A 22,480-nucleotide genomic window follows, 5' to 3' on the forward strand; every position below is an offset into this window, starting at 1 on the left:
TGCGTCCCGGGCCCCGCGGCCGACGGTCCGGCTAGAAGGCGGTCCAGGTGAAGGCGACCTTGTCCCCGGCCTTCAGCTTGAACTGGCAGCCGCCGACCGGGATCGACGTGCCGTTGACGGCGATGTTCCAGTAGGCGACGCCACCGCCGCTGACGTTCTTTATGGTGTCGACCGAGAAGTCGTCGAACGAGGCGTACCAGGTGCCGTCCCAGGTGAAGTGTCTCTTCTTGGCAGCGTCGTCCAGGGCCGCGGTGGGCGTGGGAACGGCGCTCGGGTTCGCCCCTCCGTTGGTGCCGTCGCAGCGGTGCGTGCCACCGGTGGCGGTGGTCACGTCATGCCCCTTGGTCCTGATCTTTCCCTTGAAGAGGCGCCCGTCCGGCCCCTTCACGGTCAGCGTGACCTTCACCGGGGCGTTCGTGTGGGCCTTGGCCTGCGGCTGGGCCACGGCGGGGGCGGAGGCGAGAGCGAGGCCGAGGGCGGCCGTGACGACGAGGGTGCGGCGGGCGGATGTCAGGTGCACGAGCGTGCCTTTCCGGTGCGGGACGGCCTGCCGTGCCGCCGCACCGGAGCCGTCGGCCCGCGGCGCGTCCGGCCGCGTGACTCGCGGCGTACGCGCAGCGGTTCGCGGCTGCGGGCTTCGCACTGCAGACCATGACAGGGGAAGCGGTACACGTCACGCGCCGGGCTGTCCGACTCGCGGCCCGGGGGCCGCACACGGTTGCAGGTCAGCGCCGGATTCCCACCGGCTTCCCCCAGTCGCGCACGCATTCAGTTGTCGCTCCGGATCACCGGAGCCCTCGCATCGTAGGGCCGGGCGGCGGTGCGCTGCCGGGAAACGGCCCAACACGTGGGTGCCCACGAGCCGGTCGTACGGGAAGGGCGCCCCGGTACGCGGTGGTTCAGCGGCCGGCGGCCGGGCCGAAGCGCTCGGGGGCGAGCGCCGCCAGGAGGGAGGTGACCACGAGGTCCGTCGAGGCAGCCATGTCCACGGAGTCCGGGGAGAGCAGCCACTGGACCTGGAGGCCGTCCATGACCGCGATGATGGCGTTGGCCGCGTCCCGGGTGGTGCCCGCCCGGTCGGCGGGGAGGTCGCACGCCTCGTGCAGGGCGTCGGCGACGAAGGTCCGCAGGCCGTCGTAGCGGTCGCGGAAGTACTCCTGGGCGGGGTGGTCGTCGGTGACGGACTCCGCCGAGAGCACCGCGTAGAGCCGGACGATGCCTTCGCGTTCGGCGTTGCGCAGGGCGGTGTTCACCAAGTGGCGGAGGAATTCCAGCCCTTGGGGGCGGTCGGGGCCGAGCTGTTCGATGTCGGCCCGGTCGCGGAGTTCGAGGACGCTGGTCAGGAGCAGTGCTTTGGAGCGGAAGTAGTGCAGGACGCCCGCCTGGGTGAGGCCGACGCGGTCCGCGATCTCCGCCAGCGAGGCGTTGTTGTAGCCGCGGGCGGCGAAGGTGTCCATGGCGATGGCCAGGATGTCCTGCTGCCGCTGCTGGGCTTCGGGGCTGCGCGGCGTACGGGGCCGCGCGGGGCGGCGTGCCGGTCCGCCCACTGACTGGTTGCTCACCGGATCAGCTTAAGCCCGCCCCGGACGGCTCTTCGGGAGCCGTCCGCCTACTACTTACTAACCACTTAGTGGGTGTGGTTTCATGCCGTTGCCCCTCCGCTTCACGTCGTTGCCCCCTCATGCGTACGCGTACCGACCGAAGGAGAGCCGCACATGTCCCACCCCCGTCCCCCACATCCGAGAGCGCGCGCGGTGTGCGCCGCGCTCGCGCTGGCCGTCGCCGGGCTCGGCGTCAACGCCACCGTCACCACCGCCCGGGCAGCCGACCCGGTCGCGCAGGTCTGGGTCACCACCGCCGACGGCGGCAAGAAGCTCGCCGCCGAAGGGAACGTTCCGTTCGACGGCACCCCGCAGGGCGTCGACATCCGTATCGACGCGGGCAGCAAGGGCCAGAGGTTCACCGGTGCGGGCGCCTCCGTGACCGGCGCCTCCGCCCATCTCATCCAGGGCCTCCCCCAGGCGCAGCGCACCACGCTGCTGCGGTCGCTCTTCTCCGCGGAGGGGGACGGAATCGGGCTCAACTACCTGCGCCAGCCGCTGGGCAGCACCGACTTCGACGCCAACTCCAACGCGTACACCTATGAGGACACCCGGGGTTCCTTCTCCATCGACCGGGACCGGGCGCAGATCATCCCGGTCCTGAAGCAGGCCACCGCGATCAACCCGGCCATCCGGTTCATGGGCTCCCCCTGGTCTCCCCCGGCCTGGATGAAGACGAACAACTCCCTCAACGGCGGCAGCCTGCGGACCGAGCACCACCAGGCGTACGCCGACTATCTGGTGAAGGCGATCAGGGCGTACGGGCAGGAGGGCATCGCGCTCACGGACCTCACCGCCCAGAACGAGCCGGAGTTCGCGACGAGTTACCCGTCCATGAGCATGACCTCGGCCCAGCAGGCGGACTTCCTCCGGGTGCTGGACCGCACGCTCACCGCCGCGAACCTGCCGACCAACATCCTGGCGTACGACCACAACTGGGACCATCCGGACTACCCGCTGGACGTCTTCGCCAGGACGGGAGGCATCCAGCGGATCATCGGTGCCGCCTTCCACTGCTACGGCGGGGCCCCGGCGACGCAGCAGCAGATCGTGAACGCCGGGAAGCGGGTCTTCTTCACCGAGTGCTCCGGCACCGACAGCGTGAACCCCGCCGCGACCTTCGGCGACACCCTGAGGTGGCACGCCGAGAACCTCGTCGTACAGAACATGCGCAACGGCGGCGAGACGGTCATCAACTGGAATCTGGCCCTGGACCGGAACGGCGGACCCCACCAGGGCCACTGCGCCGACCGGTGCAACGGGATTGTGGAGATCGCCGACGGCCAGGTCACCCGGAACGCCGAGTTCTACGTCCTGGGCCATGTCACCAAGTTCATCAGGCCCGGCGCGACCCGTATCGGCTCCACCAGCCAGGGAGCGGGGGGTGTGCAGAACGTCGCCTTCCAGAACACCGACGGGACGCGTGCCGCCGTCGTCGTCAACACCGCCTCCGGTGACCGCCGGTTCTCGTTGACCGACCACGGGAAGTCCCTGGCGTACACGCTGCCCGCCGGTGCCGTCGCCACCTTCACCTGGGCCGGGGACGGCGGTACGACGGAGCCCCCGCCCGGCTCCATCGACCCGGCCGCCTGGTACCGGGTGCAGAACGCGGGCAGCGGCGCCTGCCTCGACGCCGCCGACTGGGGTACGGGGGACGGCACCGCGCTCCAGCAGTGGGCCTGCGGGACCGGGGCCAACCAGAGCTGGCAGTTCCGGCCGACGGGCGGTGGCCACTACCAGGTGGTGAACCGGCACAACGCGAAGGTCTGGGACGTGGACGGCGGCGCCGGGGCCACCGCCGACGGCACCCGGGTCCACCTGTGGTCCTCCGTCGGCTCCGCCAACCAGCAGTGGCGCCCCGAGCCCCTGGGCACCACCGGCCGGTACCGCTTCGTCGCCCGCCACAGCGGCAAGTGCCTCACCGTCAACAGCTCCTCCACGGCCGACGGCGCGAGGCTCTCGCAGCAGCCGTGCGGCGGCTCCCCGGCCCAGGCGTTCGCCCTGACCGGCTGACGCGGCGGAACCGGAGGCGCCCGGCCCCTCCGTCATGCGGGGCCCGGAGAAGGCGCGGCTCCGGTCCCCGCTCACGGCCCCCGGCCGCCCGGGGAGTCCCAACCGCCCCGGGACTCCGGACCGTCCTGGGAGTCCCGGGAGTCAGGACCGTACGGCGGCGGTGACAGCGAGGACTCGACCAGGGCGAGCTGCTGGGCGAGGCTCGTCAGCCACACCTCCAGGTCGACGGAGAGCACCGTCGGCGGCTCGGCCCCCGGTGCGGTCCGGCGCCCGGGGACCGGCCGCTCCCCGGTCATCCGCGAGGCGATCCGATCGGCTTCAGCCACCAGCTCCGCCGCCCCGGCCGCCACCCGCGCCGCGTCCTCGTCCGACGCGCCGGGCGCCGGGCGCAGCCCGAAGCGCCGCAGCCAGTGGGCACCGAGGAGCATGTGGTTCGACACGATGAGCGTCGCGTGCCAGTCGGTACGGGCGTCCTCCGGGACGTCCGAGGACTCGCTGCGGTACTGGGCGTACGCCGCCTCGGCGAGGCGCAGCCGGTGGGCGGCAGGCAGGGTGTGCGGCGAGGCCCGCGAACCGCCCGGCCGCTCCAGCAGCGCCCGGGCCGTCGGCTCCACCAGCGCGGCGCACGAGCGCAGCAGCTCCGCCATGGCCCGGCGCACCTCCCGCCGCGCCCCGGCCGGCCAGGCCAGCAGCCCGCACAGCAGCCCGATCACGCTGCCGGTGACGACATCGATCATCCGCGCCTCGGAGAGCCGCCAGGTGACGGGCTCGATCTGGGCGAACGCGGTGGCGACGACCAGCGTGAACAGCCCCTGGGCGTACGCGACGCCGAGCAGCGGCCCCAGGGCGAACGCCGCCAGCATCACCGGGGCGAGCAGAGCGGCGTACGCGTCGGTGTGCGGGCCCAGCCAGATCAGGAGCGCCCCCGCCACGAGCGCCCCGGCCGCGTTCCCCGCCACCGCCAGGCGGACCGTCCGCCAGGTCGCGCCCGCCGTCGTCCGGCCGAGGGTCAGGACGGCCAGCAGCACCCAGAAGCCGTGGGCCAGGTCGAGGGAACCGGCCACCGCGCGGGCGGCGGCGAGTCCGAGCGCGGTCCGTACGGCGTTCTGGAACAGCACCGACCGGAACGTCACGTTGCCTGCGACGCGCCGGGCCCACAGCCTGGGCGTGGACAGCTCCGCGTACCAGAACAGCTCGCGCGGGACGGCCGGAGCGGTGGGCCTGCCGTGCGCGGCGATGTCGGTGGTGACCTCCACCATCCGCGCCGATTCGGCCAGCGCCAGCACCCGCGACCGCCGCCGCTCCACGGCGACCGGGGGCCGTTCGCCGGGCGGTCCGGACGCCCCGCGTACGCGCTCCGCCTGGAAGTCCCGCATCGCCGCCTCCAGGGCCCCGGCCGGGGGCGGGCCGCCGCCGGTGCGCAGGAGGCGGGCGCAGTCGGTGCACAGCCCGGCGACGCGCTCCAGGAGGGCGGCGGAGGCGGGGTCGGCGGCCGGTGGGGCCTCGGCGAGCGTGGCGAGCTGGTTCAGGAGTCTGCGGACCGTACGGCCCGCCTGTTCCAGCGCACGGTCCGTGCGCCCCGCGCCCGCCGGGCGTTCGGCGGGCGGTACGGCGGACAGCCGCAGCTTCGCCCCGGTCTCGCGCAGCCTCTCCGGTGGTACGCCGCCGGGGGCGGTACCCCGGGCGGCCTCGTCGAGGGCGCAGGCCAGCCGTTCCCGGTAGGACGCGGCGGGCGGATCGGGCAGCAGGACCTCGCACACCGCGAGGAGCAGCAGGCCCGCGGTCAGCCCGGCCAGCCGTTCGCCGAGGCTGTCGGGGGCGTACGGCGGAAAGCAGGCGAGGATGTAGAAGAGCTGGAGGCCCGGGGCGACTCCGGCGGGGCGCGGGCCGCCCACGGCGGCGAACGCCAGCAGGAAGCCGACGACGAGCATGCCGCCGACGGCCGCCCAGGTGTCCACGGCGAGCAGGGTGCCGAGGGCCGTCAGGGCGAGGGCCGGGGGGAGCGCCCGCAGCATGGCGGAGGCGCGCTGGCGGCCGGAGCCCGGGACGGGCGAGAGCAGGCCGAGGGCGATGGGAGCGAAGAGGGCGTACAGGGCGGGGACCGGGAGCCCGGCCGCGTACAGCAGGGGGTAGAACCCGGCGCTCGCCGCGACGGTGACCCGGACGGCCCGGCGGAGAACGGCCGCCCGCCGCTCCCCGGCGGGGATCACCTCCCCCCTCCGCCCGGACCGGCCCCTTCGCCCGGCCCCGCGCGGAGGGGGGCTGCGGGGTGCGGGGGTGCGCTCGTGGTCTCGCTTACGGGAGGCAGGGGTTCGCGTACGAGGAGCGGGGATGCGCTCGTGCCGTCCGTGTCGGTGGCCGCCGGGTGCGGGGTTTCGCGTACCGGTGGCGGCTGTGCGGCGTTCATGCGGCACGCTCCTTTCCGGACCTCGGGTCTCCGGCCTCCCGGCCCCGGACCTTTGGCCTCCCGGGCCCCGGGCCCCAGACCGCCGGATCTCCGAACTTCCGGTTTCCTGACCTCCGGGCCTCCGAACCTCGGTTTCCGGCTTTCCGGCCTTCCGACTTTCCGGCCTCCCGGTCCTCGGGCCGTCCAGCCCTCGGGCCGTCCGGCTGAGGCCCGCTCCGCCGTCGGCCGCTGTCCCTCCCGCCATTGTCGGCCCGCTCCGGGCCGCTCGCCCGCCCGCTCGCTCACGACGGCGGGCGGGCGCGTGAAGGGCACCCGGTAGCCGGGCCCGGAGCGCTCAGATCGTCGCGGTGTCGATCACGAAGCGGTAGCGGACGTCGCTCGTGAGGACCCGCTCGTACGCCTCGTTGACCCGGTCCGCCGCGATCACCTCGATCTCGGCGCCCAGACCGTGCACGGCGCAGAAGTCCAGCATCTCCTGGGTCTCCGCGATGCCGCCGATCATCGAGCCCGCCAGCGCCTTGTTGCCGCCGATCAGGGAGAAGAGGTTCAGCGCGACCGGCTCCTCGGGCGCGCCCACGTTGACGAGGGTGCCCTCGGTCCTCAGCAGGTCCAGGTAGGCGCCGAAGTCCAGCGGGGCAGAGACGGTGGAGAGAACGAGGTCGAAGGTTCCGGCCAGCTCCTCGAAGGTCGTGGGGTCGCTGGTCGCGTAGTAGTGGTCGGCGCCCAGCTTGAGGCCGTCGTCCTTCTTGCGCAGCGACTGGGAGAGGACCGTGACCTCGGCGCCGAGCGCGTGCGCGATCTTGACGGCCATGTGGCCGAGACCTCCGAGCCCGACGACCGCGACCTTCTTGCCGGGGCCCGCGCCCCAGCGCCTGAGCGGGGAGTACGTGGTGATGCCCGCGCACAGCAGCGGTGCGGCCTCGTCCAGGGCGATGCCCTCGGGGATGGAGACGACGAACCCCTCGGTCACGACGATGTGCGTCGAGTAGCCGCCGTAGGTCGGCTCGCCGCTCCGGTCGAGGGCGTTGTACGTCTGGGTGCTCCCCTCGGCGCAGTGCTGTTCGCGGCCGATCAGACAGGCGTCGCACGTTCCGCAGGAGTCGACCAGGCAGCCGACGCCGACGCGGTCGCCGACCGCGAACCGGGTGACGCCGGGCCCCGTCTCCGTGACGATCCCGGCGATCTCGTGGCCGGGCACCATCGGGAAGATGCCCTCGCCCCAGCCGTCGCGGGCCTGGTGGATGTCGGAGTGGCAGATGCCCGCGAACTTGATGTCGATGAGGACGTCGAACTCGCCCACCGGGCGGCGCTCGATCGTGGTGCGCTCCAGCGGGGCCTTGGCGCGGGGAGCGGCGTAAGCGGCAACGGTGGTCATGCCGGAGGTTCTCCTCTGGGTGATGCGGTAGGAACGTCTCCCAGCATCGGGGGCCGGGCCGGGTTCACCCAGGTCACCGTTGTGCCTACGTCCGGTGGTCCTACTACTGGCGGGGACAGGCTCCCGCGCGTACGACCAGGAATAATGGGGTGCATGGACGATCAGCCCGAAGCCGCCGCCCCCGAGCCGCTCGACCGGCGCGCCGAGCTCAGCGAGTTCCTGCGCACCCGGCGGGCCCGGCTCCGGCCGCAGGACGTGGGGCTGCCGGAGTTCGGGCGGGCCCGCCGGGTGCCGGGGCTGCGGCGGGAGGAGCTTGCGCAGCTGGCCGGGGTCTCCGTGGCGTACTACACCCGGCTGGAACAGGGCAACGGGCGCAATGTGTCGGCCGAGGTGCTCGACGCGATCGCCCGCGCGCTGCGGCTCAGCGACGCCGAGCACGCGCACCTCACGCACCTGGCGAAACCGGCCCGGCACAAGGGGAGGCGCCGCCCGGCCAGAGTGCAGCGGGTGCGGACGGGGCTGCTCCACCTCCTCGACAGCATGGAGGGCGTTCCCGCGTACGTGCACGGGGCCCGCTCCGACATCCTGGCCTGGAACCCGATGGCGGCGGCGGTGTTCGGTGACTGGGGCGCGCTGCCGCCCGAGGAGCGGAACTGGGCGCGGCTGGTGTTCCTCTCCCCTGCCTGCCAGGACCTGTTCGTGGAGTGGGACTCCAAAGCCTCGGACATGGTCAGCTATCTGCGCCTGTACGCGGGCTGCCACCCGGACGATCCCCGGCTCTCCGCGCTGGTGGGCGAACTCTCGGTGAAGAGCGAGGAGTTCAGGCGGCTGTGGGCCACGCACAACGTGAAGGAGAAGGGGCACGGCACAAAGCTGATCCGGCATCCGCTCGTCGGGGACATGTCCCTGTCGTACGAGACGCTGCATCTGCCGGACGACCAGGAGCAGTGCCTGGTCACCTATCACGCGGAACCGGGGTCGGCGTCAGCCCAGGCGCTGCGCCTGCTGGCGAGCTGGGGCGCGGACGCGAGCCGGGCGCCCACCGGCGCGTAGGGAGGGTTCGCCGGCCGGCCCGCCCTCGCGTTCGGCCTCCTGCACCCGCCCTCGTGCCGGCCGCTCTCTCCCGCCCCTCGCGTCGGCCGCCCGCTCCCGGCCCTCGTGCCGGCCGTCCGGTCAGGTCCCGGCGAACGCTCCGGCGTGGTCCGCCGCCCAGGTGCGGAACGTCCTGGCGGGGCGGCCCGTCAGCTTCTCGACGGTCGGCACCACGGCCGCCTTCGCTCCCGCCCGCTGGCGCTCCGCGCTCTCCAGGAACGCCTCGGCCACCGGGCGCGGGTACTTCGCGAGGAGCGCCTCGCGCGCCCGGTCCGGGGTCAGCTCCTCGAAACGCAACGGGCGCCCCAGCGCCTCGGCGAGCTGTTCGGTCTGTTCGCGCGCGGTGATGGCCTCCGGCCCCGACACCGCGTACGTCCGCCCCTCGTGGCCCGTCCCGGTGAGGGCGGCGACCGCCACCGCCGCGACGTCCCGGGGGTCGACGCAGGCGACCGGCGATGTGCCGTACAGGGCCCGGACCACTCCCTCCGACCGGATGCCGGGTGCCCAGGACAGTGTGTTGGACATGAACGTCCTGGGGCGGACGAACGTCCAGGGAACCCCGGAGTCCCGGACGGCCTGTTCGTTGCCGCGCTGGAGGCGGGTGATGAAGTCGTCGGCGTCCGGTTCCTCCACCGCCATCATGGACAGCTTCACGAGACGGCGGACGCCCGCGGCGGCGGACGCCGTCGCGACCCTCTCGTCATCGGGCTCCGTGGGGCTGTTCGTCACCAGGAACACCGCGTCGACCCCCCGCAGCGCCCTGTCGAGGGAGTCCCGGTCGCCGTACTCCCCCGCCACGACGTCGACCTCGGGCCCCCGCACCGCCACACGCTCCGGGCGACGGGCCAGAATGCGCACCGGCCCGGTGCCCGCCAGCAGACCGGCGACCTCGCGTCCCACCGCTCCGGTCGCTCCCGTCACCAGAATCACCGCGCACACCCCTCACACACCGTCATCAACATGGTTCCACCCACCGCTCACCGCCCCCGGCGCAGGACTTCCGGGGTTCCGGAATCCGGGTCAGCGCGCCCCCAGAGGGCCCGACAGCACCGTCACGAAGACCGGCTCACCGTCCTGGTGGCCCGTCACCCGTATTCTCGCCCGGCCCGGCGCCGCGCCCGGCAGCACCTCCGCACCGATCGAGCACGGGCTGCCGAACTCCGCGTACCGGTGGAACCGTGTGGTGCCCTCGGCGGGGACGAACCCGCCCTCCCCCACCACCAGGCACGCGGCCTGCCGTGCCGCCTCCAGCAGCAGCATGCCCGGCACATGGTCGTTGGGCCGCTGGAACAGCGTCGGATGGCGGGTGTCCACCCGTAGCTCCCAGACGCCTTCGCGCGGGCTCTCCGACAGCACCACGTCCACCGCCCTGGCGCGGCCCGCCCGGGCCGCGGGAACGGGTGCCGTCCGGGGTATCACCTCGCCGGGCGCGGCGGCCCCGCGGCGCATCCGCTGGTAGACGCGGGGGCTGGTGAACCTCGTGGCCCCCATTCCCGTCGCGACCAGCTGCCCCGCCCGGTGCACCACCCAGTCCACCCGCCCCTGGACCGGCAGCCCGCCGCGCCACTTGAGCTCGGAGCAGGTGACCTCCACATCGATCACGGTGGGCAGGCCGCCCACCTCCAGGTGGTCGGGGTCGGTCGCGTAGTCCAGGTCGGCCATCAGGAAGTGGTGGCCGACCGGGACTCCGTACCCGGCGTGGAAGGCGAGCATCGCCGCCTGCCGCATCGCCTCCGTGACCAGGAGGGGGTCATGCCGGTCGGCTCCCACCGGGGCGAAGAACGGGTGGTCGTGCGGGAGCACCGCCTCCACGGAGAACCGGTCCGGTCCCAGCTTTTCCCAACTGCGCGGAAAAGCGTCCTCCGGCCTGCTCCTGTGCACCAGATCCATTCCCACCGGATGGACCACTCGGACCTCCGAACCCACGGCCGACGCCGGTACAGGGCCGGTCAACACTGCTGCTTCGGGCACAACTCCCCCCCAGGGGTCATGTAATGGCGGGTCATCACCTATGGCGCGCTGACAAGATACCGACTGAACGATCTTTCTTCTATCCTCGTTCCCGTCTCCCCGGGCCTGTGGGGGGTGCGAGGTGAGCAGGCAGGACCGGGGGATCGGCGCCCACCGGGAAATCCTGACGGCAGCGGCGGGCATGGCCTTCGGGAAACCCGGTCCGCAAGTCGCCGTCCGCAACGGAAAAGCCGAAATCGCGGGGCCCGGAAAAAGCGCTCCGCTTTTTCTTTTCCCGTCGGAGAAGGAGAGCGCGTCCGGCGTTCCGGAGTTCTGGGAAACACCGTCTCCCGTTTCCGGCCGACTTCTCGGCCGCCGGAAACCCGTGGGCAGAGGAACGCTGTTCGGCCGCCTCCACACCAGTCTCCTCACCCGTGCCGGTGTCCGTCCCTCCATGGCGCGGGCAGGCCCCGGATCGCACCGGCCCTCCGCTCGGCCGGCGGCGGACCGCCCGCGCCCTGCTCCCCCAGGCCAAACAGAACAGCGGATTCCGCCCGCGCGTCAACCCCTGTCCCAGCGCCGAACGGTCAGGTGGACAGGGCCAGTCGGGCGCCGATGCCGATCATCATCACGGCCACGAGACCGTCCAGGACCCGCCACGACGACGGGCGGGCGAGGACCCCGCTGAGCAGCCGGGCGCCGAACCCCAGGGCGGCGAACCAGCAGAGGCTGGCGGCCATCGCGCCCGCCCCGAACGTCCAGCGCAGCGATCCGCGTTCGGAGGCGATGGAGCCGAGCAGGAACACGGTGTCGAGATAGACGTGGGGGTTGAGCCAGGTCATCGCGAGGCAGGCGAGCACCGCGCCCCGCTTCGCCCCGGAGGGCGCCTCCCCGGGATGCAGGGCCGACGGGCGCAGGACCCGGCGCGCGGCGAGCACGCCGTAGCCGATCAGGAACGCGGCGCCCAGCAGGGAGACCGCGGTCAGGGCGGACGGCCAGGCCACGACGACGGCTCCGACCCCGGCGACGCCGAGGGCGATGAGCACCGCGTCGGACAGGGCGCAGATGGCCACCACGGGGAGAACGGCCTCACGGCGGACGCCCTGGCGGAGGACCAGGGCGTTCTGGGCGCCGATGGCGACGATGAGGGAGAGGCCGGTGCCGAATCCGGCGGCGGCGGTGGTCAGGGCATTGGTCATGGTCCCGACGCTAGGGAGCCCCGGCATCCCTGTACAGCTAATGATTCTTACGTATCATTAGCTGTCGTGATGCCGGAACTTCCCCTCGACCAGGTGCGGACCCTGCTCGCCGTGGTCGACGAGGGCACCTTCGACGCGGCGGCGAACGCCCTGCATGTGACGCCGTCGGCGGTCAGCCAGCGGGTGAAGGCCCTGGAGCAGCGCACGGGACGCGTTCTGCTGATGCGGACGAAGCCGGTCCGGCCCACCGAGTCCGGCGAGGTCGTGGTGCGCTTCGCCCGCGGGCTGGCCCGGCTGGAGCAGGACACGCGGGCGGCCCTCGGGATGTCCGGCCCGGGCGAGCCGACGCGGCTGACGATCGCGGTGAACTCCGACTCCCTGGCGACCTGGTTCCTGCCGGCGCTGGGCCGCGTGCCGGAGGAGCTGGGGATCGGTTACGAGCTCCGCCGGGAGGACCAGGACCATACGGCCGCACTGCTCCGCGAGGGGGTGGTGATGGCGGCGGTGACCTCCTCGCCGGAGGCGGTGTCCGGCTGTTCGGTGCGGGGTCTGGGCCGGATGCGCTATCTGCCGGTGGCCACCCCGGACTTCGCCGGGCGGTGGCTCGGGCCGGGCACCGGGGCTCCGTTGCGCGATCTGCTCGCGGACGCGCCGGTGGTGGACTTCGACCGGCGCGACGACCTCCAGGACTCCTTCCTCCGCTCCCTCGGGGGTGGGCGCGGGGAGCGGGCACGGCGCCATTTCGTGCCCACGTCGGAGGGGTTCGTCGACGCCGTGGCGGCCGGGATGGGCTGGGGCATGCTGCCCGAGGCGCAGGCGGGCCCGCTGCTCGCCGACGGCCGACTGGTGGGCCTCGCCCCGGACCGGCACATCGACGTCCCGCTGTACTGGCAGCAGTGGAAGCTCGACTCCCCGGCCCTGGCCGCCGTGGCGGAAGCCGTGCTGGCGGAGGCCGCCGGGGCGCTCGGCGGGGCCGCTTAGGATGGCGGGTCCTCCCCCGGGTCGGCGGGCCCGGCTCCGTACGGGCACCTTCCGGGGGCCGTTCCCGAGAGTTCCGGAGGCCCCTCCTTGCGCGTGCTGCTGGTGGAGGACGACGAGGACCTGCGGGCGGTGGTCGCGGCGGGGCTGCGCGAGGCGGGCTTCGCCGTCGACGGTGCGGGCGACTGGCCGGAGGCGGACGTGATGCTGCATGTCACCGCGTACGACTGTGTGGTCCTGGACCGGATGCTGCCCTCCGGCGACGCCCTCGGCGGGCTGGAGGGCAGGCGCCGGGCGGGCTGGTCCGTACCCGTGCTCTGCCTCACCGCCCTGGGCACCCTGGACGACCGGCTGCACGGGCTGGAGAGCGGGGCGGACGACTATCTGGCCAAGCCGTTCGCCCTGCGCGAGCTCGTCCTGCGGGTCCGCAGCCTGACCCGGCGCGCGGCCGAGCGGCTGCCCGCCTTCCTGAGCTGCGCGGACGTGGTGATGGACCTGGCCCGGCGGGAGGTGCGGCGGGGCGGGGTGCTGCTGTCGCTGAGCCCGAAGGAGTACGCCGTGCTCCAGCAGCTCCTGGTCCATCAGGGCAGCGTCGTCACGCGTACGGCGTTGCTGGAGCACTGCTGGGACGAGATGGCCGACCCCGTCTCCAATGTGGTGGACGCCGTCATCGCGGGCGTACGGCGCAAGCTCGGCGCCCCGGTGCTGGTGCACACCGTGCGCGGCCAGGGGTTCCTGCTGGGCGCCCGATGATCCGGACGCAGGGCTCCGGCTCCGCGCGGCGCCGCTCCCCGGCCCGGACCCGGCTGCGGCGGCTGCAACTGCGCCTGACCGCCGCGTACACGCTGATCACCGTCGTCGGGCTGAGCTGTCTGTCCTGGCTGGTGATCCGTACCGACGACCGGTCCCGGGAGAGCGCCGAGTACGACGAGATGCGCCGCCGGGCCTCCGTCGCCGCCTCGCTCGTCTATTACGAGGACGACCGCATCCGGCTGGACGGGCTCACCGACGACGAGGCGACGGCGGGCACGCCCCAGATCCTGGTGCTGGAGGACCGGCCGGGCGACGGTCCGGCCGTGGTGTTCCGGGGCAGCGTCCAGCAGTTCGACGTACCGGCGGCCACGGTCGCGCGGGCGGCGCGCGCGGCGATGCGTGAGGAGGAGCCCGTGCGGCAGGAGGTCAGCGACCGTACGGGCGGACCCGTCCGGCTGCTGGCGGTGCCCTTCTGGCACGACGCGACCGACGAGGTGGCGGGCGCGGCCGTCGCGGTCGGGGACCCGGCGTACGGGTCGGCCGAGCACCGCAGCCTGGTCCTCTCCCTCGTCGTCGGGTGTGCCGCCCTCACCGCGCTGGCCGCGCTCACCGGGCATGTGTTGTCGGGGCGGTCCATGCGGCCCGCCTGGCAGGCGCTGGAGCAGCAGGAGCGGCTGCTCGCCGACGCGGCGCACGAGCTGCGGACGCCGGTGGCGGTGATGCGCGGTTCGGTGGAGGTGGCCGAGCAGGCTCCGGGCGGGTGGGAGACCCATCTGCCGAGGCTCCGCCGGGCAGCGGACCGGATGGGGCAGGTGGTGGAGACGCTGCTCGTCCGGGGCAGGCTGGAGGCCGCCGTGGACTCCGTACGGACCGAGCCGCTGCGCCTGGACCAGCTGGTGGAGGAGGTGTGCGCCGATCTGCCGGAGGGCGGGCACCGCCTGGAGCTGCGGGCGGCGGAGTCGGTGGTCGACGCCGACCCGGCGCTGGTGCGGGTGGCCGTCCGCAACCTGCTGGACAACGCCGTGCGCCACGGCCGGACGCCCGGGGAGGCGGACCGGGCCGAGCTGCTCGTGACCGTACGGGGGCCGGAGGTGTCGGTCGCCGACCGGGGTCCGGGGGTGGAGCCGGGGCGGCTGCCGGAGCTGCTGGAGCGCTTCCGCTCCCCCGGTGGCGGTACGGGCATCGGCCTCTCGCTGGTGCACCGGGTCGCGCTCGCCCACCGGGGCACGCTGACCGTGCGCGCCCGGCCCGGCGGCGGTGCGGTGTTCGTCCTGCGGCTCGCGCCCGCCCGGTCGCGGCGGAGACGGGCCGGGACGGGCTGACGCTCACGATTCGCTCATGATCGGCCGTCCATGATGCGGGGGAGATACGCAGACGCACGCACGGGAGTCCCCTTGTCCAAGCACGCCCTCACCCCCTTCCTCCGCCGCCGGTCCACCCTCGCGGCCCTGGCCGGGGGCGTCGCCGCGACGTCCGCGGCGGGGCTCCTGCTCTCCAGCGCCTTCGCCGCCAAGCCCGCGCCCGAGGTCGTCCTCCCGAAGGCGAACGCGGCCTTCGACTACCAGATCGGCGGGGCCTACACCCCGCCCGCCGGGGTCAGGGCGGTCTCGCGCGACCGGGGCGCGAAGCCCGTACGCGGTCTGTACAACATCTGTTACGTCAACGCCTTCCAGACCCAGCCGGACGCGCTGGAACAGTGGCAGAAGAAGAACCCGGACCTGCTGCTGCGCGACGGCAGGGGCCGCCCGGTCAATGACGAGGCGTGGGGCGAGGCGCTGCTCGACACCTCCACGGCCGCCAAGCGGACCCGGCTGGCGAAGATCGTCGGCAGCTGGATCGACGGCTGCGCGAAGTCCGGGTTCCAGGCGGTGGAGCCGGACAACCTCGATTCGTACGAGCGCTCCGGCGGCCGGCTCACCCGGGCGCACAACGCCGCGTTCGCCAAGCTGCTGGCCGCGCGGGCGCACGCGGCGGGGCTGGCGATCGGCCAGAAGAACACCACGGACCTGCTGGGACAGCGCAAGGCGATCGGCTTCGACTTCGCGGTCGCGGAGGAGTGCGGCCGCTACGACGAGTGCGCCGACTACGCCACCGCGTACGGCAACCGGGTCTTCGTCATCGAGTACACCTCCCGCGATTTCCGGAAGGCGTGCTCCGCCGTGGGCAAGAAGCTCTCCGTGGTCCAGCGGGACCTGGAGGTGCGGCCCGCGGGCCGGGCGGGGTACGTGTTCCGCACCTGCTGAGACGTCCCGGAACCCGTCACTCCGATGGGGCGGCCTCCCGGCGGGCGATGACCGTGAAGAGGGAGCCGTCCCGGTCGCCGATCACCGATTCGGGCCCGTCGTCCGGGGAGACGGCGGGCAGGGAGGCCGTTCCGCCTGCCTCGCGCGCGGCCCCGGTGGCCGCCGTCAGGTCGTCGACCGGGAAGCGGACGTGCCAGCGGGGGCGGAGCCGGGGGTCGGGGGAGGCGCCGTCGCCCCCGCCGCGCAGGGTGGCCACGGTGCGGCCGCCCTGCCGGACGACCACGGTGTCCTCCTCGTAGGCGTAGCCGACCTCGCAGCCGCCGGGCTCCAGGGGGTCCCAGCCGAAGACCCCGGCGTAGAAGACGGCCGCGTCGAAGGCGTGGCTCGTCCGCAGGTCGAGGGAGACGGGTGCGCCGTCGCGGCCGATGGACCACGGCGGGGTGCGGCCCTCCCAGAAGCCGAACCCGGCCCCTTCGCGGTCGGCGGCCACGGCGCCCCGGCCGGGGCCGAGCCGGATCGGTCCGACGGCGATGGTGCCGCCGCGTTCCCGTACGCGGGCGGCGGTGGCGTCCACGTCGGCGACGGCGAAGTACGGGGTCCAGGCGGTGGCGGTGGGCAGCCCGGGTGCGATCTGCCCGATCCCGGCGACGGGCATGGTGCCCGCCTGCGCGACGGAGAACCCCTCGCCCAGGGTGCCGGAGCGGAAGGTCCACCCGAGAACGGCCGCGTAGAAGTCCTGTGCGGCGCGCAGGTTACGGGTCATGAGGCTGACCCAGCAGGGGACGCCGTGCACAGGGGTGCTCTGCTCTGCCGCCGTCATCGAGATCCGTCTCCTCGCCGGGACACCATGCCTCCCATACCTACGCTGCCCGGGTCGGCGGCGCCACCCGGCACCTGCCCCGGAACCGGCAGCCCGGGCGGCGCGGGGCGGTCAGCGGCCAGTGGCCGGGGCGGGTACCGCCGCCGCGGGTTCGCCCAGGTGCCCGGCGGCCGTGCGCCAGGCGGTGGTGACGGCTTCGCGCGCCGTGGCGGTCGCGGCCGCGATGCCCGGCGGCAGGTGCACCGGCGAGCCCAGGTGGACGTGGAGCCGGGGGCGGCGGGCCGGGGCGGTGAGGAACCCGGCGATCTGCTTGGCGCCCGAACCGGAGGTCACCCGGCGGGCGCCCGCCTGGCCGAGGGGGACGACGGGTGCACCCGACGCGTGGGCCAGACGGGCGAGGCCGCTGCGGAACCGCTCCGGCGGGGCCTCGGCCCCGTCCGTCCGCAGGGGCAACCGGCCCTCCCCGTAGATGAGGACGTGGCGGCCCGCCCCGAGCGCGGCGGCGGCCGTGTCGAGGGCCTCGGCCGCCCGGTGGGTGCCGCGGTGCACGGGCACATGGCCGCCGCGCTCCAGGAACCGGCCGAGGACCGGGACACGCCAGAGCCCGGCGGTGGCCATGACCACCGGTTCGATGTCGAGCCGCAGCAGCGCGGCGAGGACGACGCCGGGGTCGGCGAGGGAGGTGTGGTTGGCGACGATGATGGAGCCGGGCGCCGGGGCAGTGCCGTGGTCGGAGGTGACGGTGAGGCGGCCGAGGCAAGGGATGACGGCGGCTGCGACGCTGCTGAGCACGGCTCTCCTGGGGTCGGGATGACGGGGTGACCTGGTCGGTCGTGTTCATCGTCGCGACGGCGGAGGTCTCGGACCTGAGTTCGGATACTCACCCGGGGTGCGCTGCGGTGCTCGGGCGGCGCGTCCCGTCCGGCGCGGGGGCCGTCGTGCTCCGGTCCGGCGGAGGAGCCATCGTGATCCGCCTGGCGGAGGAGCCGTGGTGCGGTGCCCGGCGGAAGGACCCCTCTGCCCTGCCCGGCGGAAAACGGTGGGCGTGGGGTGCGGTCCCGGCGGCAGACTGCGGGGGTCACCGACGATGCCTCTCCACCTCGCAGAGGCGCCCCCGAGGAGCTGCCCCGTATGAGTCCCGCCCCCTCTCCCGGCTTCGGCTCCCCCGCCTTCGAGGTCCCCGGTGCCCTGGTCGCCTCGTACGGCGCACCCGGCGACACCCGGGGCCGGGCCTGGCTGGCCGCGCTGCCCGGGCTGGCCGCCGGTTTCCTGGACCGCTGGGGGCTGCGGCGGGACGGGCCGGCCGGGCACGGGACGGCCGGGCTCGTGCTGCCGGTGGTACGGGCGGACGGGACGCCCGCCGTGCTCAGGCTCCAGCCGCCCGCCGAGGAGAACTCCGGGGTGGCCGCGGGGCTCCGGGCCTGGGACGGCGCCGGGGCGGTCCGGCTGCTCGACGCCGATCCGGTGGCGGGCGCGCAGTTGCTGGAGCGGCTGGACGCGGGGCGCCCGCTGTCGGCGGAGCCGGACGAGGCGGTGGTGCTGGGGGTCCTGGCCGGGCTCATGGCGCGGCTGTCGGCGGTGCCCGCGCCGCCGGGGATGCGGAGGCTCGCCGATATCGCCGCCGCGATGGCCGAGCAGGCGCCCGGGGCCCTGCCGCTGCTGCGCGATCCGGCGGAGCGGGAGCTCGTACGCACCTGTGCCGCCGCCGTGGCGGAGCTGGCGGGCGAGGCGGGCGACCGGCTGCTCCACTGGGATCTGCACGACGGCAACGTGCTGGCCGGGGAGCGCGAGCCGTGGCTCGCCATCGATCCCGAACCGCTGGCCGGTGACCCCGGGTTCGAGCTGTGGCCCGCCCTGGACATCCGCTGGGAGAAGGTCGCGGAGGGCGGGGTGACGGGCCCGGTGCTGTACCGGTTCGACCTGCTCACCGAGGCGCTCGGCCTGGACCGGGCGCGGGCCACCGGCTGGACGCTGGGCCGGGTGCTGCAGAACGCGCTCTGGGATATCGAGGACGGGAAGGAGGCGCTGGAGCCCGCCCAGGTCGCCCTGGCCACGACGCTGCTGGAGCACCGGTCCTCATGATCCGGTCCCCGGCGTGATCCGCGTACGGGACATGGTCCGGTACGCGGCAGGGGCGAGCCGTCGGCTACCTTATTGCACATAGGTTGCAACTACTGATTCATGGCAAGGAGGCACCCGTGGGCTCTCCCGTGGTGCTGGGCATCGAGTCGTCGTGCGACGAGACCGGGGCGGGCCTGGTGCGGGACGGGCGTCTCCTCGGCCACGCGCTCGCGTCCAGCATGGACGAGCACGCCCGCTTCGGCGGGGTCGTGCCCGAGATCGCCGCGCGGGCCCATGTGCACTCCTTCGGCCCGGTCGTCCGGCAGGCGCTGGAGAGCGCGGGGCTGCGGATGGCGGACATCGGGGCGGTCGCCGTCACCACCGGGCCCGGGCTCTCCGGAGCGCTCCAGGTGGGGCTGGCCGGGGCGAAGGGGCTGGCGTACGCGCTGGATGTGCCGCTGTACGGGGTCCATCACCTGGCGGGGCATGTCGCCGCCGACACCCTGGAGCACGGCCCGCTCCCCGATCCCTGTGTGGTGCTGATCGTCTCCGGCGGCCACACCTCGCTGCTGCTCGTCCGCGATCTCGCCCGTGACCTCATCGTCCACCTCGGGGACACCGTGGACGACGCGGCCGGTGAGTGCTTCGACAAGGTGGCCCGGGTGTTCGGGCTGCCCTACCCGGGCGGTCCGGCGATCGACCGGGTGGCACGGGAGGGCGACCGGCGTGCGGTGGCGTTCCCGCGCCCGATGACCGGGGCGCGGGACGCCCCGTACGCCTTCTCCTTCTCCGGGCTGAAGACGGCCGCCGCCCGCTGGGCCGAGCAGCGGCGGGTGGCGGGCGGGGAGCTGCCGGTGGCCGACGGGGCGGCCTCGCTCCAGGAGGCGGTGGCCGATGTGCTGACCCGCAAGGCGGTGGCAGCCTGCCGTGACCACGGGGTGTCCACGCTGGTCGTGGTGGGCGGGGTGGCCGCCAATTCGCGGGTACGGGAGCTGGCCGAGCAGCGGTGCCGGGCGGCCGGGATCACGCTGCGGGTGCCGCCGCTGCGCCTGTGCACGGACAACGGGGCGATGATCGCGGCCGTCGGTGACCTGCTCGTACGGGCCGGGGCCGAGCCCGCGCCGATGGACGTGTCGATCGACCCGTCGGCGCCGCTGGAGTACGCGGCGCTGCACCCGGTGGCGCGGAGCGCGGTCGCGGCGGCGTGAACGGCCCGGTCCCGGACGCCGCTGCGGTGTCCGGGGCCGGTTCCGTCGTACGGAGTCGTTCTTCCTCGTACGGGGGTCAGACCGCCAGCCACACCGCCGTGTCCTTCGGCAGCCGGCCGTCCTCGTCCAGGGGGCCGCTGGCCAGCAGTACGCCGGTGTGGGCCGGGAGTTCGGCGGGGGCGTCGGCCAGGTTGACCGCGCAGACGAGGGCGGACCCGCGCGCGAAGACGAGGGCGTCCCGGTCCTCGCTCAGCCAGCGCAGCTCCCCGGTGTGCAGCTCGGGCAGGGCGCGCCGCTGCCGCAGGGCCTCGCGGTAGAGGGCCAGCATGGAGTCGGGGTCGGTGACCTGGAGGTCGGCGGCGCGGGAGGCCCAGTCCGGCGGGAGCGGCAGCCAGGGTTCCACCCTCGAGCCGAAGCCCGCGTACGGTTCGTCCGCCGCCCAGGGCAGCGGGGTGCGGCAGCCGTCACGGCCGGGGGCCCGGCCCTGGGAGCGGAAGTACATCGGGTCCTGGACGCGGTCCAGCGGTACGTCGGCCTCCGGGAGGCCCAGCTCCTCGCCCTGGTAGAGGTAGACGGAGCCGGGCAGGGCGAGGGAGAGCAGGGCGGCGGCGCGGGCGCGGCGGGTGCCGAGCTCCGGGTCGCTGGGGATGCCGAACGCCTTGGCCGTGAAGGCGAATCCGGTGTCCTCGCGGCCGTAGCGGGTGACGGTGCGGGTGATGTCGTGGTTGCACAGCACCCAGGTGGCGGGGGCGCCGACCGGGGCGTGTTCGGCCAGAGTCTCGTCGATGGACCGGCGCAGCCGCTCGCCGTCCCAGGGGCAGCTGAGGAAGCTGAAGTTGAAGGCGGTGTGCAGTTCGTCGGGGCGGAGGTAGCGGGCGAAGCGTTCGGAGTCGGGGAGCCAGACCTCGCCGACGAAGATGCCGCCGAACTCGTCGGCGATGGCCCGCCAGCTCCGGTAGATGTCGTGGAGTTCGTCGCGGTCGACGTACGGGTGGGGTCCCGGGTGTCCGGCGAGGTCGGGCAGGGCGGGGTCCTTGGCGACGAGGGCGGCAGAGTCGATGCGGACCCCGGCGACGCCCCGTTCGAACCAGAAGCGCAGGACGTCCTCGTGCTCCTGGCGGACGGCGGGGTGGGCCCAGTTGAGGTCGGGCTGCTCGGTGGCGAAGAGGTGGAGGTACCACTCGCCGTCCTCGACCCGGGTCCAGGGCACTCCCCCGAACTCGCTCTCCCAGTCGTTGGGCGGCAGTTCGCCGTTCTCGCCGCGGCCGGGGCGGAAGTGGAAGAGTTCGCGTTCCGGGCTGCCGGGGCCTGCGGTCAGGGCCGCCCGGAACCAGACGTGCTGGTCGGAGACGTGGTTGGGCACGATGTCGATGATGGTCCGGATACCCGCCTGCCGGGCCTCGGCGATGAGCTTCTCGGCCTCCGCGAGGGTGCCGAAGGCCGGGTCGATGACCCGGTAGTCCGCGACGTCGTAGCCGCCGTCCGCCATCGGGGAGAGGTACCAGGGTGTGAACCAGAGAGCGTCGACGCCGAGTTCGGCCAGGTAGGGCAGCCGGGACCGTACGCCGGTCAGATCGCCGGTGCCGTCGCCGTCGCCGTCGGCGAAGCTGCGGACGTAGACCTGGTAGATGACGGCCGAGCGCCACCAGTCATCGGCGGCGAGCTGGCTGCCTTCCATAAGGCGGGTTCCTTTCGGACGGGCGCGGTCGGCGGGTGTGCCGGTCCGCGCGACAGGGAGGAGCTGGGGGTTCTGGCGCCGCCGCCCCGGAGCGGGGCGGGAAGGCCGGGGCGGCGGCGGGTTCTGGGGCGTCCGGGCCGGTCAGCCCTTGGTGCTGCCCGCGCTGATCCCGGCGATGATGTGCCGCTGGAAGACCAGGAACATCAGGACCATCGGGATGCTCGCGATGACCATGGCGCCGATCAGCACGGTCAGGGGCACGTTCTGGGAGAGCTGGACCAGGGCCACGCTGATCGGCTGTTTCTCGGTGTCGGAGAAGACCATCAGCGGCCAGAGGAAGTCCTGCCAGACGGCGACGAGCGCGAAGATCGAGACGACGCCGAGGACCGGCCGGGACAGGGGCAGCACGATGGACCGGAGCGTACGGAGCTTTCCCGCGCCGTCGATCTCGGCGGCCTCCAGCACGTCACGCGGGATCTGGTCGAAGAACCGTTTGAGCAGATAGAGGTTGAAGGCGTTGGCGACGGCGGGCAGCCAGATGGCCAGGGGGTCGTTGAGCAGGTTGACGTGGATCAGCGGCAGGTCCGCGATGGTGAGGTACTTGGGTACGACGAGGGCCTGGACCGGGACCATCAGGGTGGCGAGGATGCCGCCGAGGATCACCGTGCCGAAGGCGGGCCTCAGCTTGGACAGGGCGTAGGCGGCGGCCGTGCAGAAGACGATCTGGAGCAGCCAGGCCCCAGTCGCCTGGACCACCGTGTTCCACAGGTGGGTCGGGAGCCGCATCAGGTCCCAGGCGTCGGTGTAGCCGGTCACCCGCCACTGTTCGGGGACGAGGGTGGGCGGGGTGCGGACCACTTCCTCGGGCGGTTTCATCGCGCCCGTGACCATCCAGTAGACGGGGAAGAGGAACGCGAGGACGAAGACCACGGTGACGAGGGCGAACACCGACCAGTACGTGGCCTTGCCGCGCCGCCGGGCGAGCGCGAGCGGGGAGACGAGGGTGCGTACGGACCGCTCGGCGGGGGCGTCGGCCGGCCGTTTCGTGAGGGCGGCGGGCTGCTGTACCGGGGGCGGGGCTGTCTGGGTCATGGTGGCGGGG

General features: G+C 73.8%; 19 protein-coding genes and 1 riboswitch. Of the genes, 8 read left to right on the top strand and 11 right to left on the bottom strand.

Annotated features, from left to right (window positions below; genetic code table 11):
- Positions 1-31: 31 nt before the first annotated feature.
- Positions 32-520: a DUF4430 domain-containing protein gene (locus B7C62_00255; protein ARF70849.1), complete on the bottom strand. Its 489-nt coding sequence runs from the start codon at positions 518-520 to the stop codon at positions 32-34.
- 141 nt (positions 521-661) lie between these two features.
- A riboswitch (cobalamin riboswitch) is annotated at positions 662-776 on the bottom strand.
- Between the two features lie 123 nt (positions 777-899).
- A complete protein-coding gene (locus B7C62_00260; protein ID ARF76910.1) occupies positions 900-1,457 on the bottom strand; it encodes a TetR family transcriptional regulator in 558 nt (185 codons plus the stop codon).
- 258 nt (positions 1,458-1,715) lie between these two features.
- Between B7C62_00260 and B7C62_00265 the strand changes: the two genes are divergently transcribed.
- Positions 1,716-3,614, top strand: coding sequence for a glycosyl hydrolase (locus B7C62_00265; protein ARF70850.1), 1,899 nt, complete (start codon positions 1,716-1,718; stop codon positions 3,612-3,614).
- A gap of 71 nt (positions 3,615-3,685) precedes the next feature.
- Here B7C62_00265 and B7C62_00270 read toward each other — a convergent pair whose 3' ends face one another.
- Together B7C62_00270 and B7C62_00275 are read right to left on the bottom strand one after the other, a co-directional pair.
- Positions 3,686-5,824 carry a hypothetical protein gene (locus B7C62_00270; protein ARF70851.1) on the bottom strand — a complete coding sequence of 713 codons (2,139 nt, stop codon included), beginning with the start codon at positions 5,822-5,824 and terminating at the stop codon, positions 3,686-3,688.
- Between the two features lie 531 nt (positions 5,825-6,355).
- Complete coding sequence (locus tag B7C62_00275; GenBank protein ARF70852.1) at positions 6,356-7,396, bottom strand: alcohol dehydrogenase; 1,041 nt, start codon at positions 7,394-7,396, stop codon at positions 6,356-6,358.
- A 153-nt stretch (positions 7,397-7,549) separates the two neighbouring features.
- Here B7C62_00275 and B7C62_00280 point away from each other — a divergent pair, with 153 nt between their 5' ends.
- On the top strand, positions 7,550-8,449 hold the full coding sequence (locus tag B7C62_00280) for a transcriptional regulator (protein ID ARF70853.1): 900 nt from the start codon (positions 7,550-7,552) through the stop codon (positions 8,447-8,449).
- 120 nt (positions 8,450-8,569) lie between these two features.
- On the opposite strand, the gene B7C62_00285 is transcribed toward B7C62_00280, so the two are convergent.
- The 3 genes from B7C62_00285 to B7C62_00295 all read right to left on the bottom strand — a co-directional run bounded on the left by B7C62_00285 (position 8,570) and on the right by B7C62_00295 (position 11,637).
- Positions 8,570-9,418 (bottom strand): NAD(P)-dependent oxidoreductase, encoded by an 849-nt coding sequence (locus B7C62_00285; protein ID ARF76911.1) that lies wholly within the window; start codon positions 9,416-9,418, stop codon positions 8,570-8,572.
- A 90-nt stretch (positions 9,419-9,508) separates the two neighbouring features.
- Entirely contained in the window at positions 9,509-10,459 is a 951-nt protein-coding gene (locus B7C62_00290) for an adhesin (protein ARF70854.1), read from the bottom strand.
- A gap of 566 nt (positions 10,460-11,025) precedes the next feature.
- Positions 11,026-11,637, bottom strand: a complete 612-nt coding sequence (locus B7C62_00295; GenBank protein ARF70855.1) for an amino acid transporter — start codon at positions 11,635-11,637, stop codon at positions 11,026-11,028.
- A gap of 66 nt (positions 11,638-11,703) precedes the next feature.
- Here B7C62_00295 and B7C62_00300 point away from each other — a divergent pair, with 66 nt between their 5' ends.
- The 4 genes from B7C62_00300 to B7C62_00315 all read left to right on the top strand — a co-directional run bounded on the left by B7C62_00300 (position 11,704) and on the right by B7C62_00315 (position 15,611).
- Positions 11,704-12,618: a transcriptional regulator ArgP gene (locus B7C62_00300; GenBank protein ID ARF70856.1), complete on the top strand. Its 915-nt coding sequence runs from the start codon at positions 11,704-11,706 to the stop codon at positions 12,616-12,618.
- Positions 12,619-12,705: 87 nt separating this feature from the next.
- On the top strand, positions 12,706-13,368 hold the full coding sequence (locus tag B7C62_00305; GenBank protein ID ARF70857.1) for a DNA-binding response regulator: 663 nt from the start codon (positions 12,706-12,708) through the stop codon (positions 13,366-13,368).
- Positions 13,365-14,690 carry a two-component sensor histidine kinase gene (locus B7C62_00310; GenBank protein ID ARF70858.1) on the top strand — a complete coding sequence of 442 codons (1,326 nt, stop codon included), beginning with the start codon at positions 13,365-13,367 and terminating at the stop codon, positions 14,688-14,690. Before B7C62_00305 ends, B7C62_00310 begins: the two co-directional genes overlap by 4 nt.
- A gap of 72 nt (positions 14,691-14,762) precedes the next feature.
- Positions 14,763-15,611 (top strand): hypothetical protein, encoded by an 849-nt coding sequence (locus tag B7C62_00315; protein ID ARF70859.1) that lies wholly within the window; start codon positions 14,763-14,765, stop codon positions 15,609-15,611.
- Positions 15,612-15,627: 16 nt separating this feature from the next.
- On the opposite strand, the gene B7C62_00320 is transcribed toward B7C62_00315, so the two are convergent.
- Together B7C62_00320 and B7C62_00325 are read right to left on the bottom strand one after the other, a co-directional pair.
- Positions 15,628-16,431: a bleomycin resistance protein gene (locus B7C62_00320; protein ID ARF70860.1), complete on the bottom strand. Its 804-nt coding sequence runs from the start codon at positions 16,429-16,431 to the stop codon at positions 15,628-15,630.
- A gap of 111 nt (positions 16,432-16,542) precedes the next feature.
- On the bottom strand, positions 16,543-17,223 hold the full coding sequence (locus B7C62_00325) for a 1-acyl-sn-glycerol-3-phosphate acyltransferase (GenBank protein ARF70861.1): 681 nt from the start codon (positions 17,221-17,223) through the stop codon (positions 16,543-16,545).
- A gap of 339 nt (positions 17,224-17,562) precedes the next feature.
- On the opposite strand from B7C62_00325, the gene B7C62_00330 reads away from it, so the two are divergent.
- Both B7C62_00330 and B7C62_00335 read left to right on the top strand, forming a co-directional pair.
- On the top strand, positions 17,563-18,513 hold the full coding sequence (locus B7C62_00330) for a hydroxyurea phosphotransferase (GenBank protein ID ARF70862.1): 951 nt from the start codon (positions 17,563-17,565) through the stop codon (positions 18,511-18,513).
- Between the two features lie 116 nt (positions 18,514-18,629).
- The gene (locus B7C62_00335) at positions 18,630-19,700 is read left to right on the top strand and encodes a tRNA (adenosine(37)-N6)-threonylcarbamoyltransferase complex transferase subunit TsaD (GenBank protein ID ARF70863.1); all 1,071 of its coding nucleotides are present in this window, start codon (positions 18,630-18,632) and stop codon (positions 19,698-19,700) included.
- Between the two features lie 76 nt (positions 19,701-19,776).
- Here B7C62_00335 and B7C62_00340 read toward each other — a convergent pair whose 3' ends face one another.
- Both B7C62_00340 and B7C62_00345 read right to left on the bottom strand, forming a co-directional pair.
- The gene (locus tag B7C62_00340; protein ID ARF70864.1) at positions 19,777-21,378 is read right to left on the bottom strand and encodes an alpha-glucosidase; all 1,602 of its coding nucleotides are present in this window, start codon (positions 21,376-21,378) and stop codon (positions 19,777-19,779) included.
- 141 nt (positions 21,379-21,519) lie between these two features.
- Positions 21,520-22,470: an ABC transporter permease gene (locus B7C62_00345; protein ID ARF70865.1), complete on the bottom strand. Its 951-nt coding sequence runs from the start codon at positions 22,468-22,470 to the stop codon at positions 21,520-21,522.
- Positions 22,471-22,480: the final 10 nt, after the last annotated feature.

Source organism: Kitasatospora albolonga (genome assembly GCA_002082585.1).
GTDB classification, from domain to species: domain Bacteria; phylum Actinomycetota; class Actinomycetes; order Streptomycetales; family Streptomycetaceae; genus Streptomyces; species Streptomyces stephensoniae.